The following is a 15841-nucleotide window of genomic DNA, read 5'->3' on the forward strand; positions in this document are numbered from 1 at the left end:
CCTCTTGCAGGAACACTCATCAGGCGACGAGTTGTTCCATGATACGTTGATACATACGGGCAAGCAGCTGCAGGTCGGCGGCATTGACGCATTCATTTATTTTATGAATGGTGGCATTGACCGGCCCAAGTTCCACCACCTGTGCCCCCATGCGGGCAATAAAGCGCCCGTCGGATGTCCCGCCTGTCGTCAGTAACTGCGGTTTAATCTCATTATAGTGCTCAATGGCGTTCACCACTGCATCCACCAGTTTACCGCGTTCGGTCAGGAACGGTTGACCGGAAAGCCACCAGTCTACTGTGTAACGCAGTTGGTGCTTGTCCAACAGTTCCAATACCCGCGACTTAATCATTTCGTCGTTTAATTCGGTGCTGAAACGGAAGTTGAACTGAATAAACAGTTCGCCAGGGATGACGTTGTTGCTGCCCGTGCCCGCCTGAATATTGGCAATCTGCATGCTGGTTGCCGGGAAGAACTCATTGCCTTGATCCCACTCAATCGCCACCAGCTCATTGAGCATTGGCGCAGCCCGGTGCACCGGGTTATCGGCCAGATGTGGGTAGGCTACGTGGCCCTGCACGCCATGAATGGTCAGGTTGCAGGTGAGTGAACCACGACGTCCATTTTTCACCACGTCACCGACGATTTCGGTGCTGGACGGCTCACCGACCAGGCAATAATCCAGCCGCTCATTACGCGCCATCAGCGTTTCAACCACCTTCACGGTGCCGTTTTTAGCGCTGGCTTCTTCGTCAGAGGTTATCAAAAACGCCAGACGACCCTGATGGTCTGGATGCTGTGCGACAAAACGCTCTGCGGCCACGACCATTGCCGCCAGCGAACCTTTCATATCGGCCGCACCGCGTCCGAACAGCATGCCGTCGCGAATGGTCGGTTCAAACGGCGGATTGATCCACCGATCAACATCGCCTGCGGGCACTACGTCGGTGTGACCGGCAAATGCCAGGGTCTCACCTTTTCCGCGCCATGCCCAAAAATTCTGTGTGTCACCAAAATCCATTCGCTCAACGGTAAAACCTACCGCACGCAGGCGTTCAATCATTAACGCCTGGCACCCGGCATCATCCGGGCTCAGAGATGGACGGCGAATAAGCTGCTGTGTCAGCTCAATAACCGGGCACGACATAGATTACACCTCATTAAAAAACTGCGTATAACTGGATTCGCTGAAACCAAGCAGCATAGGCTTACCCGGCGCGCAGAGCAATGGGCGTTTGATAATTGCAGGCATTTCAATCATCAATGAGGCGGCAGCAGTGGCATTAGTGATTTGATTACGCGTTGCTTCATCCAGTTTGCGCCAGGTGGTTCCCCGCGTATTGAGCAGCGCCTCCCAGCCTAACTCGTTGATAAAGGACTGTAACAGCGTGTTGTCCAGACCGTCGACACGATAATCATGGAAGCGGTAGTCAATACCCTGCGTTTCCAGCCAGCGTCGGGCCTTTTTAATTGTATCGCAATTCTTAATGCCGTAGAGGGTGATCATGTGAATCCTTATTAACGTATTTTGAATACTTATTCTTGTATTCTCGCGTTTCTGATAATACATATTGTCATTCATTCGTTATAGAAAAATATAACATTGTTGAACAACGGTGAATAATGATTCCTGAAAGTTCCAAAATTTCACGTCGATCGGTATTTCAGAATTAACCTGTTTGCATCAGTCTGTTTTTCCATCAAAATTGTCAAAGTCGTAGATTATGTGTGAATATTTCAAAATATTGCAGTGAGTCACATAAAATTTATGGGTATAGCGCATAGTGATGACATGACCCCAAGCACTGGAGGATGTAATCACAACCATCGGTTAAATTATCTTCTTTTAATGAGGATGATTTCGTAGAATGCTCATAATAATAAGAGAGGTTGTTATGATTGAACGTGAACTGGGGAACTGGAAAGACTTTATCGAAGTGATGCTTCGTAAATAATTTTCTGGAAGAAATTCATATCCTGCAAAGGATGAAAAAGGCGACTCATCGTAAGTCGCCTTTTTTGTGCCCGATTATTCCGGGCGTGGTTTCAACGGGAAGCGTCTGCGTACCAGCACAAAGAACAGAGGCACGAAGTAAATCGCCAGGATCGTGGCTGAAATCATCCCGCCCATTACGCCAGTCCCCACCGCATGCTGGCCGCCGGAGCCAGCACCGCTGCTGATTGTCATCGGCAGTACCCCGAAGATAAACGCCAGTGACGTCATCAGAATCGGACGCAAGCGCTGGCGACAGGCATGCAGTGTGGCATCGAGCAGATCGTGTCCTTTTTCGTTCATCTCATTGGCGAATTCAACAATCAATATCGCGTTCTTTGCCGAAAGCCCGATAACGGTGAGTAACCCGACCTGGAAGTACACATCGTTTTCCAGACCACGCATCCAGGTCGCCAACAGCGCGCCAATGACACCCAACGGTACGACCAGCATAACGGAGAAGGGAACCGACCAGCTCTCGTATAGCGCAGCCAGACACAGGAACACGACCAACAGTGAAATAGCGTACAGGGCAGGAGCCTGAGATCCCGATAACCGTTCCTGATAAGACATCGCTGTCCATTCGAGGCCGAATCCGGTCGGCAACTGATGGACCAGCGATTCCATGATGTCCATCGCAGTACCAGTGCTGACGCCGGGGGCTGCTTCGCCGACGATCTCGACGGCGGAGTAGCCGTTATAGCGTTCCAGACGCGGTGAACCGGTTTCCCAGCGCGATGTGGCAAAGGCCGAGAAAGGCACCATGCCGCCGCTATTGTTGCGCACGTACCACAGGTTTATATCGTCCGGGAGCATGCGGTATTTTGCCGCAGCCTGGACGTAAACCTTCTTCACGCGGCCCCTGTCCATAAAGTCGTTTACGTAACTGGAGCCCCACGCCGTTTGCAATGTGTCGTTGATGTCATCAATGGAAACGCCCAGCGCCTGAGCTTTACGCTGATCGATATCAATTTGCAGTTGCGGACTGTCATCCAGGCCGTTATGACGAACACGGGTCAGGGAAGAATCCTTCCCGGCCAGCTCAATTAATTTGTCGCGTGCGGCCATTAACGCGTCATGGCCTGCACCGGCGTGGTCCTGCAGCTCCATATCGAAACCAGCAGAGCTTCCGAGGCCGCTAATCGCCGGAGGACTGCTGGCGAAGACGCGGGCTTCTTTAATCTTATTGAAGGCTTTGGTTGCACGCTCGATAATGGCAAAGGAGGTACCGGTAGTGGTATCGCGCTCATCCCAGTCTTTTAAGCGGACAAACATACGCGCCACGTTTTGACCATTCCCGCCAGGGCCGGAACCGACCGTGGAGAAGACGGACATAATGTTGTCTTTTTCGTGGGTGAAGTAGTACTTCTCGACTTCCTCAACGACTTTTAATGTTTGCTGCTGCGTGGAGCCGCTCGGCAACTGTACCGAGGTGGTAAACATCCCGCGGTCTTCTAACGGCAAGAAGGACGTTGGCAGGCGCAGGAACAGGAACACCATGCCGCCAAGCAGCAGTCCGTAGATCAGTATCCAGCGCAGGCTGCGATGCAGGATCCGCGCAACGCCTTTTTCGTAACGCTCAGCGTTGCGGTTAAACATCCGATTAAACCAGCCGAAGAAGCCTGTTTGACCATGATGCTCACCTTTATGCAGCGGTTTAAGTAGCGTAGCGCACAGGGCAGGGGTCAGGATCATCGCCACCAGAACAGACAGCACCATTGCGGAGACGATAGTAATTGAGAACTGGCGGTAAATAGCCCCTGTCGTGCCACCGAAGAAGGCCATCGGGATAAACACCGCCGACAGCACCATGGCGATACCGACCAGCGCTCCCTGGATTTGCCCCATCGATTTTCGCGTCGCTTCACGCGGTGAGAGGCCTTCCTCACTCATAATACGCTCGACGTTTTCCACCACCACGATGGCATCATCGACCAGCAGGCCAATTGCCAGCACCATTGCAAACATTGTTAAGGTGTTGACGCTGTAGCCAAAACCATAAAGCACGGAGAAGGTGCCCATCAGGACGACGGGAACGGCGATGGTCGGGATAAGCGTGGCGCGGAAGTTTTGCAGGAACAGATACATCACGAGGAATACCAGCGCGATGGCTTCCAGCAGCGTTTTCACCACGTCGATAATTGAGGCTTTAACAAAGGAGGTGGTTTCATACGCGACCTTGTATTCCAGCCCGTGCGGGAAATACTGTGACAGTTCGTCAAGGCGGTTAAGCACCAGCTCTGCCGTTGCCATTTCATTGGCGCCGGAGGCCAGTTTCACCCCCAGACCGGAAGCCGGGTTGCCATTAAACCGGCTAAGGTAGTCGTACTTTTCCGCACCCATTTCAACCGTGGCGACGTCGCCCAATTTAACTTCAGACCCGTCCTGGTTAACGCGAAGCGTAATTGCACGGAATTCATCCGGCGTTTGCAGCAGGGACTGGGCGTTGATCGTCGCATTTAGCGCCTGTTTGTCCACCGAAGGCGTACCGCCAAGCTGCCCAACCGCAATTTGCGCATTCTGTGATTCAATAGCGTCAGTCACATCTTTGGCGGTCATCTGAAAGCTGTTAAGTTTGGCCGGGTCGAGCCAGATACGCATCGAGTACTGTGAACCGTAAGCATCAATATCCCCTACACCGTTAATACGGCTAAGCGGGTCCTGAATATTACTCGCCACGTAGTCGGCGATGTCCTGCTTATCCATTGAGCCATCGGTGGAGACGAAGGCGATTGTCAGAATATTGGTGTCCCCGGTCTTACGCACCGTGACCCCCTGATCCTGTACCGCCTGCGGCAGCTTACGCATTGCCGATTGCAGCTGGTTTTGCACCTGCTGGACGGCCTCGTCAGGATCGGTTCCGGCAACGAAGCTAAGCGTCACCGTAGCCTGGCCTGTCCCGCTGCTCTGCGACGACATATACATCAGGTTATCGAGACCGGTCATGTTCTGCTCGATCACCTGGGTGACGGTGTTTTCCAGAGTCTGAGCCGATGCGCCAGGATAGTTGGCGGTGACCCGCACGTTTGGCGGTGCCAGGTCGGGATATTGCTCAACGGGCAGCGAAAAAATAGCCAGGGCTCCTGTCAGGCACAACAGGATAGCTAACACCCAGGCAAAAATGGGGCGATCGATGAAAAAATTCGCCATTAAAAGAGGACCTCGTGTTTCTGCGTATCGTTATGGGTATGGCTTGCTTCACTTTAGCGGCAAGGTACGGGTCAAACGTGGAGAAAAAAAGAAGATAATGTAAATTATCATGCCCGTTTACAGCATACCTTTCGTGCCAACGCCGTCAGGCCTGGATCCAGACCCGACGGCGCTTTGCGGTTCTTTACGTTAGCTCACTGTCTGATTCAGCTGAACGGAAACTGATACTCACCAGCGTTCCCCCGCCGGAAGGTTGCGAGAAGGTCAGCGTACCGCTGAGTCTCTCTGCACGCTCACGCATGATATTCAGACCGTAGTGCCCCGTAGGCTCATGAGGCTCACCGATACCGACACCGTTATCACGGATATAAACGGTATGATTACCATCCGGCGCGGTAACACAGCTGACAGCAATTTCGCTGGCATTGGCATGCTTAATGGCATTCAGCACCGCTTCACGGACGATTTGTAACAGATGCACCTGCATTTGCGCGTCCAGTGCCAGTGTTGGCAGTCGACAATCGAGAGTCAGTTTAGCCGATGTTTGATTTTGCAACGTTTCCAGCATTTCATGCAGGGCAGAAGGCAAATCGGCCTGCTGTAAGGTCAGGCGGAAGGTGGTAAGCAGTTCGCGCAATTGGCGATAAGCATCATTCAGCGCCTGGGAGAAGTCCGCCATGATGCTTTGCGCCGGAACGTTATCCTGCGGAATAGCGCGTTTCAGTAGCGTAAGCTGAATACGTAAATAAGAGAGCACCTGCGCCAGCGAGTCGTGCAGCTCGCGGGCGATGGTTGCTCGCTCTTCCATTAGCAGCAGTTGCTGAAAATGCTTTTGCGCCTGGTTGAAGTACAGCCCGCGCCCGAGCATAGTTGATACGCTGTTGAGCAGTGGTGTGGAAGCATTCACATTCGGGCTTTGCCAGTGCAGTTCACCGTAAACTGTATCTTGCATCGTGACGGGCAGGATCTGCATTGGCAGTTCAGGGCTTGCCGTTCCTTCGCTGATTCGCCAGTTATCACCGACGGTGAGCTCCAGGAAATACGCGGCGTCATGTTCGCGGACAATCTGTAAAATATGGCGGAAGCAGTACACATCAATCTGGCTGGTATTCAGTGCCTGGGAACATTGATATAACACTTCCAGACGGCGATTGGCTTCGTGGAGATCGTGGGTTTTCTCGGCGACGGAGGCTTCCAGTGAACGGTACAGCTTATGCAACTCACTCGACATCTGGCTAAACGTTTTTGCCAGTAATCCCAGTTCGTTGGGGAGTTGTGTATCCAGCGGTGAGATATCAAACCGACCGTGTTCAATATGCTGGCTGGCCATCACCAGCTTATTCAGCGGACGCACCACCTGCTGGCGAATACGCCGTAGCGTAAAGAAGACGAGGGTGAAGATGCCGATCCCCCCCGCCAGCGATATGCCAAAAACCAACATCACCTTGCGTTCGGCATAATGCTGAAGTGCCAGCACGAAGAGATCGATTTGATCGACATAGCTATTGATATTGGCCTGGTACCATTTTAAATCGCCATCGATCAGACGGGCGTTCATTTCCAGCCAGTTGGCATGCAGGCGGCCATAGCGGCTTTTTACCGCTTGCGGGACATACCATGCGTTCAGATTTTGTAATGCGGGCGAGTTTAACGCCTGCTGGAAAAGCTGGCGGTGAGCGTTGAGCTGTGGGCTTTGGCTTTGCAGATCGTAACCCAAACGGTAGCTTTGCATGCGCAATGAGCCCGCAACGTTGATGGCCTCAGCATCCCGCAAGCTGCTGGTCAGCGTAAGCAGTGCAATACCCGTTGAGAGAATCGACAGCAACACTATATAGAAAAAAGCCTTAGCCAGGCTGGCTGAGACCGGACGCTTTACCGTCACTTGCGCACCCTCACACAATTCACGCCACGCTCCGACTCAACCTGAACGATTCAGCGTATTTGATAAATGTTAAAAAAGTAATCATGAAACTGATTGTTAAATGAAACACAATTTCATATTCGATGAAATAAATTGATCTGCCACAGGTTCTGGATAAATAGTTGTGCTTCCTGGGCAAATGAACATTGCCGCCCTCTTCAGGGTCGGTTAATAACAACAGTCATATAAAGAATAAGGTTTTCGCAACCAAAAAAGAAGGAAGCCATGAATCGTTTTATTATGGTCAATAGCCAACAGTGCCTGGGATGCCACGCCTGTGAGGTCGCCTGTGTCATGGCCCACAACGGCGAGCAGCATGTCCTGAGCCAACGGCATTTTCAGCCCCGAATTACTGTCATCAAGCATCAGCAACAACGCAGTGCAGTCACCTGCCACCACTGTGAAGATGCCCCCTGCGCCAGAAGTTGCCCGAATGGGGCCATTAGTCATGAGTACGACAGCGTTCAGGTAAATGCGCAAAAGTGTATTGGCTGCAAATCGTGTGTCGTGGCCTGTCCTTTTGGTACGATGCAGATCGTACTCACTCCGGTCGCTAAAGGAAAGGTAAAAGCAACGGCGCACAAATGCGACCTGTGTCATGGGCGTGAAGAGGGCCCGGCTTGCGTGGAGAACTGTCCGGCGCAGGCGTTGCAACTGGTGACGGAGAATTCGCTTACCGGTCTGTCAAAAGCGCGCAGGTTGCGTACCGCCAGTCTGGAAAGCCAGCCATGGCATACCAGCGCTACCGATTTTGTTCCACATATCATCACCAAACGTGAGCAAATGCAGGCGACGCCTGCGCGTGGCGAGCCGGATAAACTGCCGATTGAGGCGCGTAAAACCAGTTTTGAAGAGATCTATCTGCCGTTTCGCACAGTGCAGGCTGAACGGGAAGCGTCCCGCTGCCTGAAATGCGGCGACCACAGTATTTGCGAATGGACCTGCCCGCTGCATAACCACATCCCGCAGTGGATTGAACTGGTAAAAGCCGGGAATATCGATGCGGCGGTTGAGCTTTCTCACCAGACCAACTGCTTACCCGAAGTGACCGGGCGCGTGTGCCCGCAGGACCGACTCTGCGAAGGAGCCTGTACCGTGCGTAACGAGCATGGCGCGGTGACTATCGGTAATATTGAGCGTTACATCTCCGATCGGGCGCTGAGCAAAGGATGGCGACCCGACTTAAGCCATGTGCAGAAAGTCGATAAACGCGTTGCCATCATCGGCGCAGGTCCGGCGGGCCTGGCCTGCGCGGATGTGCTGGCGCGTAGCGGTATCAGCGTTACCGTGTACGATCGCCACCCCGAAATCGGCGGTTTGCTGACGTTCGGCATTCCGGCCTTCAAACTGGACAAATCGCTGCTGACGCGTCGCCGTGAAATCTTCAGCGCCATGGGTATTCATTTCGAGCTGAACTGTGAGGTCGGCAAGGACGTGGCGCTGGCCGCGTTACTCGAGGACTACGATGCCGTGTTTGTGGGCGTCGGGACTTATCGCTCGATGAAGGCGGATCTGCCGAATGAAGACGCGCCTGGCGTGTATGACGCGCTGCCGTTCCTGATTGCCAATACCAAGCAGGTGATGGGGCTGGACGAGTTGCCTGAAGAGCCGTTTATCGACACCGCAGGGCTGAACGTGGTCGTGCTGGGCGGCGGTGATACGGCGATGGATTGTGTACGTACCGCGCTGCGTCACGGTGCAAGCCAGGTGACCTGCGCCTATCGTCGTGATGAAGCCAACATGCCAGGTTCGAAAAAAGAGGTGAAGAATGCCCGGGAAGAGGGGGCCAATTTCGAGTTTAACGTCCAGCCGGTGGAGCTGGTGCTGAATGCCGACGGTCGCGTCAGCGGCGTGCGTTTCTTACGAACCCAGCTCGGTGAGCCTGATGCGCAGGGGCGTCGTCGCCCGGTTCCCATCGTCGGGAGTGAGTTTGTCATGCCAGCAGATGCGGTGATCATGGCGTTTGGTTTTCACCCGCATGGCATGCCGTGGCTTGAGAGTAAGGGTGTGAAGGTCGATAACTGGGGACGTATTGCCGCCAATGTTGAAAGCGCATACCGTTATCAAACCAGCAACCCGAAAATCTTTGCCGGTGGTGATGCGGTTCGCGGTGCGGATCTGGTTGTTACAGCGATGGCGGAAGGGCGGCATGCCGCACAAGGCATCATTGATTGGCTGGGTGTAAAATCAGTCAAATCTCACTAATCAGCGTCCAGGCCGGATAAAACGCGTTAGCGTTGCCATCCGGCAATGTGCCGGATGAATGCCTGATGGCGCTTTGCTTATCAGGCATTCATAGTTCCAGGACAAACCCGGTTTCACGGCGTAGTATTATTTCTCACTTCTCACCGTGGAGTCGGTATGTCGCAAAAAATCACCCTCATCAAAGATAAAGTCCTGTCCGATAACTACTTCATCCTGCGCAATATCACCTATGACCTGACCCGCAGCAATGGCGAGGTCATTCGCCACAAACGTGAGGTTTACGATCGCGGTAACGGCGCCACAGTTTTGCTGTATAACCCGGAGAAAAAAAACGTCGTGCTGACCCGTCAGTTTCGTATTGCGACCTGGGTTAACGGCAATGAAAGTGGACAATTGATTGAAGCCTGCGCCGGGTTGCTGGACAACGATGAGCCGGAAGTTTGCATTCGTAAAGAAGCCATTGAAGAGACTGGCTATGAAGTGGGCGAAGCACGGAAACTTTTTGAGTTATATATGTCGCCGGGTGGCGTGACGGAGATAATCCACTTTTTTATCGCGCAATACAGTGACAGTCAGCGCGCAAATGCGGGTGGCGGTATTGAAGATGAGGATATTGAAGTACTGGAATTGCCTTTTGAACAGGCACTGTCGATGATCAAAACGGGCGAGATTCGCGACGGGAAAACGGTGCTGCTACTGAACTACCTGCAATCGTCGCATCTTATGGATTAGCGATCAGGGCTTATATTTCTTTACAAAGATACAGGCCAATCCGACGATTCTTATTGAGCCTCATTAGTCGCGCAAGGAAGATACCGCCTGGGCTGTGTGTTTTGATTTCGGAGTTGTACCGTCCATGCGCTATCGCATTATTTTCGTGTTCCTGCTCGGCCTGCTACCGGCCCATTTGCTGTGGGCGGCGCCTGCGCAACAGGCGTTTGCTGACTGGCAGGTGACGTGCAATAACCAAAACTTCTGCGTGGCGCGAAATACGGGAGATCATCACGGTCTGGTGATGACCCTGAGCCGCAGCGCCGGGGCACATACCGATGCCGTGTTGCGTATTGAACTTGGCGGTATGGATTCTCCTGATGTCAAAGAGGCAGATATTGCGCCGCGCTTGCTGCTGGACGGCGCGCCACTCCCACTGGCCGGTGAACACTGGCGTCTTACGCCCTGGCATTTGATGACGGATGATCCGGCTACCATCGCTACATTTTTACAAGCCGTGCAGGATGCGAAAGCCATTACCCTGCAAAAAGGTACGCAAACGCTTTCTCTGTCTGGGCTGAAAGCAGCATTGTTGTTTATTGATGCGCAACAAAAGCGCGTCGGTAGCGAAACCGCCTGGATTGAGAAAGGTGACGAGCCGCCGCTCAGCGTTCCGCCAGCTCCCGCTCTGAAAGGTGTGGCGGTGGTTAATTCCACGCCAACGCCACTCACTCAACAGGAGCGTAATGAGCTGTTGGATTATGGCAACTGGCGGATCAATGGCATCCGCTGTTCACTCGATCCCATGCGTCGTGAGATGCGGGTTTTCGCCTTAACGGACGACAAAGCTCTGCTGATGATCGGCTGCGAAGCAGGGGCATACAACACGATCGATCTGGCATGGACCGTTTCTCGTACCACACCGTTTACCTCTCGCGCAGTACGTCTGAGCCTGCCATTTAAAACCGATGCTGACAGTACCGACATGGAGCTGACCAACGCTACGTTTGACGAGAAATCTCGCGAATTGGTCACTCTCGCCAAAGGGCGAGGTTTATCGGACTGCGGGATCCAGACTCGCTGGCGGTTTGACGGCCAGCGCTTTCGTTTGGTGCGTTACGCACAAGAGCCAAGCTGTGATAACTGGCATGGACCAGATGCCTGGCCCACGCTGTGGATTACGCGTTAATTTAATGCCGGATGCGACTGCGCCTTATACGGCCTGATGGTGATAGATGTCGTAGGCCTGATAAGACGCGTGAGCGTCGCCATCAGGCGTTCAGCACCTTATGCGCTTTGTCGACGATGTTCTCCACCGTAAAGCCGAAGAACGGGAACAGCTTGTCTGCCGGGGCAGATTCCCCATAACCGGTCATGCCGACAATAGCCCCTTTCAGGCCGACATATTTGTACCAATAGTCGGCAATACCCGCTTCTATCGCCACGCGTGCGCTGACGTTTGCCGGCAGGACCGACTCCCGGTACGCCTCATCCTGGGCGTCGAAGATATCAGTTGAGGGCAGAGAAACTACCCGTACGTTACGGCCTTCACCGGTCAGTTTTTCCGCCGCCAGCAATGTAATTTCCATTTCTGAACCTGTGGCAATCAGGATGACATCCGGCTTACCGCCGCTATCCTTCAGCACATAGCCGCCGCGGGCAATCTGCTGCACCTGCTCAGGCGTGCGTTCAACCTGTGCCAGATTCTGCCTGGAGAGGATCAGCGCCGTAGGGCCGTTATGACGCTCGACTGCCAGCTTCCAACCCACTGCCGCCTCAACCTGATCGCACGGTCGCCAGGTGCTGAAATTCGGCGTCAGTCGCAGGCTGGCGAGCTGTTCGACGGCCTGATGCGTGGGACCGTCTTCCCCCAGACCAATTGAGTCGTGGGTATAAACCATAATTTGTCGGGCTTTCATCAGCGCCGCCATGCGCGCGGCATTACGGGCATATTCAACAAACATCAGGAACGTTGCGGTGTACGGTACGAAGCCACCGTGGTGCGCGATACCGTTGGCAATGGCGGTCATGCCAAATTCACGCACGCCGTAGTGGATGTAGTTTCCTGCGTGATCCTCTTTAAGAGAAGTGGAGCCTTTCCAGATGGTCAGGTTGCTGGGCGCAAGATCCGCCGAGCCGCCAAGCAGTTCGGGTAGTATCGGTCCGTAGGTGTTCAGGGTATTTTGCGAGGCCTTACGGGTGGCGATTTTGGCCGGGTTGGCCTGCAGGTCGGTAATATATTTCCGGGTCGTTTCTTCCCATGCTTCCGGCAGTTCTCCGCTCATCCGGCGGGTAAACTCTGCCGCCAGTTCCGGGTAGGCTTGTTCGTAAGCTGCGAATTTCTCCTTCCAGCCTTGTTGCGCTTTTTCGCCTTTCTCACGTGCGTCCCACGCCCGATAAATCTCTTTCGGGATCTCAAAAGCTGGATGATGCCAGCCCAGTTTCTGTCGGGCCAGGGCCACTTCTTCTTCACCTAACGGCGCACCGTGCGCTTCCTCTTTCCCGGCTTTATTCGGTGATCCAAAACCAATCACCGTGCGGCAGATAATCAGCGACGGCTTGTCGGTAACGCTTTGCGCTTCCTGAATCGCTTTTTTCACCGCCTCAGGATCGTGACCGTCAATATCGTGTATCACATGCCAGTGGTAGGCCTCGAAGCGTTTCGCAGTATCGTCGGTAAACCAGCCTTTGGTTTCGCCATCAATTGAGATGCCGTTGTGATCGTAGAAGCCGATGAGTTTGCCCAGTCCCAGCGTGCCCGCCAGCGAACAGACTTCGTGGGAAATCCCCTCCATCAGACAACCGTCGCCCATAAAAACCCAGGTGAAGTGGTCGACAATCTCATGGTCCGGCTGGTTAAACTGCGCCGCCAGCGTGCGTTCAGCAATCGCCATTCCGACAGCGTTGGCTAAACCCTGGCCCAGCGGCCCGGTGGTGGTTTCCACGCCCGGTGTGTAGCCAAGCTCAGGGTGGCCGGGCGTTTTTGAATGCAACTGGCGGAAGCTCTTTAATTCTTCCAGCGGCAGGTCATAGCCGGAAAGATGCAGCAGGCTGTAAAGCAGCATTGAGGCGTGGCCGTTGGACAAAATAAACCGATCGCGATCGTACCAGTGAGGATCGCTCGGATTATGGCGGAGAAAATCGTTCCACAGCACTTCGGCGATATCTGCCATTCCCATCGGTGCGCCGGGATGGCCTGAGTTGGCTTTTTGGACGGCATCCATACTCAGCGCACGAATGGCATTGGCAAGCTCTTTACGGGTCATAGGAAATACTCCTTGAAAAGTAAAGCGTTAGAGCGTGTGTTAATTCACACTTTTGGAGAATTTGCAGGCGTTGTCAGCAAAAAGCATAGCAGACAGGCATGGTATTGCTGGCTTAAGCAGGTAACATGGCTGTTATAAATTGATAACAAATTCTTTCTTTGAGTAGTGAGAGTTTGGCGACCTTCAAAGTTTGCGCCGCTGACAGAGGTGATAATGTGCGGCTCAATAGAAGGGTTACCTGCGACACTTTTTTGATCGATACGTGAAAGGAACAACAAGATGGATGACCAGTTAAAACAAAGCGCCCTCGATTTCCACGAATTTCCAGTACCAGGCAAAATTCAGGTTTCTCCGACCAAACCGCTTGCCACTCAACGTGACCTTGCGCTGGCCTATTCACCCGGTGTTGCAGCTCCGTGTCTGGAAATTGAAAAAGACCCGCTGGCCGCCTACAAATACACCGCGCGCGGTAATCTGGTTGCGGTTATTTCCAACGGTACGGCGGTGCTGGGGCTGGGCAACATTGGCGCGCTGGCTGGCAAGCCGGTGATGGAAGGGAAAGGCGTCCTGTTTAAGAAATTCGCCGGAATTGACGTGTTTGACATCGAAGTTGATGAACTCGACCCGGATAAATTTATCAACGTGGTCGCGGCTCTTGAGCCGACGTTTGGCGGTATCAACCTAGAGGATATCAAAGCGCCGGAATGCTTCTACATTGAGCAAAAGCTGCGTGAGCGCATGAATATTCCGGTCTTCCACGACGATCAGCACGGCACGGCAATCATCAGTACCGCCGCCATTCTTAACGGTCTGCGGGTGGTGGAGAAAAATATCTCCGACGTGCGCATGGTGGTGTCTGGCGCAGGTGCTGCGGCGATTGCCTGTATGAACCTGCTAGTGGCGCTGGGCATGCAGAAACACAACATTGTGGTCTGCGACTCCAAAGGCGTGATTTATAAAGATCGTGAACCGAATATGGCCGAAACCAAAGCGGCCTACGCGGTGGTGGATGACGGTAAGCGCACGCTGGACGACGTGATTGATGGCGCAGACATTTTCCTCGGTTGCTCCGGCCCGAAAGTGCTGACCCAGGAAATGGTCAAGAAAATGGCGCGCGCGCCAATGATTCTGGCGCTGGCGAACCCGGAACCGGAAATTCTGCCGCCGCTGGCAAAAGAGGTACGTCCCGACGCCATCATCTGCACCGGCCGCTCTGATTATCCGAACCAGGTTAACAACGTGCTGTGCTTCCCGTTCATCTTCCGCGGCGCGCTGGACGTCGGTGCAACCGCCATCAACGAAGAGATGAAGCTGGCCGCGGTACATGCCATTGCGGAACTGGCGCATGCCGAGCAGAGCGAAGTTGTGGCCTCAGCCTATGGCGATCAGGACCTGAGCTTTGGCCCGGAATATATTATTCCTAAACCGTTCGACCCGCGCCTGATCGTCAAAATAGCGCCTGCGGTGGCGAAGGCGGCGATGGACTCTGGCGTGGCGACGCGCCCGATTGCCGACTTTGATGCTTACATCGATAAGCTGAGTGAGTTTGTCTACAAAACTAACTTGTTCATGAAGCCGATTTTCTCGCTGGCACGCAAAGCGCCGAAGCGCGTGGTATTGACGGAAGGGGAAGAGGCGCGTGTGCTGCACGCCACCCAGGAATTGATCACTTTAGGTCTGGCGAAGCCGATCCTGATTGGTCGTCCGAGCGTGATCGAGATGCGCATCCAGAAACTGGGTCTGCAGATCAAAGCGGGCGTTGATTTTGAAATAGTCAACAATGAATCCGATCCGCGCTTTAAAGAGTACTGGAGTGAGTATTATCAGATCATGAAGCGCCGTGGGATCACCCAGGAGCAGGCGCAGCGGGCGGTGATTGCTAATACCACGGTGATCGGTGCGATCATGGTGCAGCGCGGTGAAGCGGATGCGATGATCTGCGGTACGATCGGCGACTACCACGAGCACTTCAGCGTGGTGAACGCGGTATTCGGTCACCGTGACGGTGTGCATACGGCGGGGGCAATGAACGCGCTGCTGCTGCCAAGCGGTAATACCTTTATCGCCGATACCTACGTCAACGACGACCCGACGCCGGATCAACTGGCTGAAATCGCCATTATGGCGGCAGAAACCGTGCGTCGCTTTGGTATCGAACCGAAGGTAGCGTTGCTGTCGCACTCCAACTTTGGCTCATCTAACTGCCCGTCGGCCAGCAAAATGCGCGAAGCGCTGGCGCTGATTAAGGCACGTGCGCCAGAACTGATGATTGACGGTGAAATGCACGGTGACGCCGCGCTGGTGGAAAGTATTCGTAATGACCGCATGCCGGACAGCCCGCTGAAAGGCTCCGCCAATATTCTGGTTATGCCGAATATGGAAGCCGCGCGTATTAGTTACAACTTACTACGTGTTTCAAGTTCCGAGGGCGTAACGGTTGGCCCGGTACTGATGGGCGTAGCGAAACCGGTTCACGTATTAACACCGATCGCCTCTGTTCGTCGTATCGTTAATATGGTGGCGCTGGCGGTCGTTGAAGCACAGACTCAGCCGCTGTAATTTCACTTTAATTAATTCCGGCGCGGGTTTCTCCCG

10 protein-coding genes are annotated in these 15841 nt (G+C 53.8%); 5 read left to right on the forward strand and 5 right to left on the reverse strand.

What is annotated here, in order from left to right; genetic code table 11:
• Positions 1-19: 19 nt before the first annotated feature.
• Together dapE and FDX03_RS03995 are read right to left on the reverse strand one after the other, a co-directional pair.
• Complete coding sequence (gene dapE / locus FDX03_RS03990; RefSeq protein WP_061068318.1) at positions 20-1147, reverse strand: succinyl-diaminopimelate desuccinylase; 1128 nt, start codon at positions 1145-1147, stop codon at positions 20-22.
• 3 nt (positions 1148-1150) lie between these two features.
• Positions 1151-1507, reverse strand: a complete 357-nt coding sequence (locus FDX03_RS03995) for an ArsC family reductase (RefSeq protein ID WP_115601680.1) — start codon at positions 1505-1507, stop codon at positions 1151-1153.
• Positions 1508-1895: 388 nt separating this feature from the next.
• Here FDX03_RS03995 and ypfM point away from each other — a divergent pair, with 388 nt between their 5' ends.
• Complete coding sequence (gene ypfM, locus FDX03_RS04000) at positions 1896-1955, forward strand: protein YpfM (protein WP_001386977.1); 60 nt, start codon at positions 1896-1898, stop codon at positions 1953-1955.
• A gap of 74 nt (positions 1956-2029) precedes the next feature.
• Here the strand turns inward: ypfM and acrD are convergent, their stop codons facing one another.
• Entirely contained in the window at positions 2030-5143 is a 3114-nt protein-coding gene (gene acrD, locus FDX03_RS04005; RefSeq protein ID WP_137345510.1) for a multidrug efflux RND transporter permease AcrD, read from the reverse strand.
• Positions 5144-5327: 184 nt separating this feature from the next.
• On the reverse strand, positions 5328-7025 hold the full coding sequence (gene narQ, locus FDX03_RS04010) for a nitrate/nitrite two-component system sensor histidine kinase NarQ (protein WP_048210954.1): 1698 nt from the start codon (positions 7023-7025) through the stop codon (positions 5328-5330).
• A gap of 264 nt (positions 7026-7289) precedes the next feature.
• Between narQ and aegA the strand changes: the two genes are divergently transcribed.
• The 3 genes from aegA (at position 7290) to FDX03_RS04025 (ending at position 11169) form a co-directional block, all read left to right on the forward strand.
• Complete coding sequence (aegA, locus tag FDX03_RS04015) at positions 7290-9269, forward strand: formate-dependent uric acid utilization protein AegA (protein ID WP_137345511.1); 1980 nt, start codon at positions 7290-7292, stop codon at positions 9267-9269.
• Between the two features lie 156 nt (positions 9270-9425).
• The gene (nudK, locus tag FDX03_RS04020) at positions 9426-10001 is read left to right on the forward strand and encodes a GDP-mannose pyrophosphatase NudK (RefSeq protein ID WP_137345512.1); all 576 of its coding nucleotides are present in this window, start codon (positions 9426-9428) and stop codon (positions 9999-10001) included.
• Between the two features lie 124 nt (positions 10002-10125).
• Positions 10126-11169, forward strand: coding sequence for a DUF1176 domain-containing protein (locus tag FDX03_RS04025; protein ID WP_048212548.1), 1044 nt, complete (start codon positions 10126-10128; stop codon positions 11167-11169).
• An 82-nt stretch (positions 11170-11251) separates the two neighbouring features.
• Here the strand turns inward: FDX03_RS04025 and tkt are convergent, their stop codons facing one another.
• Positions 11252-13246, reverse strand: coding sequence for a transketolase (tkt, locus tag FDX03_RS04030; protein WP_137345513.1), 1995 nt, complete (start codon positions 13244-13246; stop codon positions 11252-11254).
• A gap of 279 nt (positions 13247-13525) precedes the next feature.
• On the opposite strand from tkt, the gene maeB reads away from it, so the two are divergent.
• Entirely contained in the window at positions 13526-15805 is a 2280-nt protein-coding gene (gene maeB, locus FDX03_RS04035; protein WP_048210958.1) for an NADP-dependent oxaloacetate-decarboxylating malate dehydrogenase, read from the forward strand.
• The last annotated feature ends 36 nt before the right edge of the window (positions 15806-15841 follow it).

The sequence above is a fragment of the Citrobacter sp. wls827 genome, assembly GCF_005280875.1.
Taxonomy (GTDB): Bacteria; Pseudomonadota; Gammaproteobacteria; order Enterobacterales; family Enterobacteriaceae; genus Citrobacter; species Citrobacter youngae.

Bases quoted from the DNA above. Each gene is read 5' to 3' on its own strand.
- dapE (WP_061068318.1), bottom strand. From the start codon at position 1,147: ATGTCGTGCCCGGTTATTGAGCTGACACAGCAGCTTATTCGCCGTCCA.
- FDX03_RS03995 (WP_115601680.1), bottom strand. From the start codon at position 1,507: ATGATCACCCTCTACGGCATTAAGAATTGCGATACAATTAAAAAGGCC.
- FDX03_RS04025 (WP_048212548.1), top strand. From the start codon at position 10,126: ATGCGCTATCGCATTATTTTCGTGTTCCTGCTCGGCCTGCTACCGGCC.
- tkt (WP_137345513.1), bottom strand. From the start codon at position 13,246: ATGACCCGTAAAGAGCTTGCCAATGCCATTCGTGCGCTGAGTATGGAT.
- acrD (WP_137345510.1), bottom strand. From the start codon at position 5,143: ATGGCGAATTTTTTCATCGATCGCCCCATTTTTGCCTGGGTGTTAGCT.
- maeB (WP_048210958.1), top strand. From the start codon at position 13,526: ATGGATGACCAGTTAAAACAAAGCGCCCTCGATTTCCACGAATTTCCA.
- aegA (WP_137345511.1), top strand. From the start codon at position 7,290: ATGAATCGTTTTATTATGGTCAATAGCCAACAGTGCCTGGGATGCCAC.
- nudK (WP_137345512.1), top strand. From the start codon at position 9,426: ATGTCGCAAAAAATCACCCTCATCAAAGATAAAGTCCTGTCCGATAAC.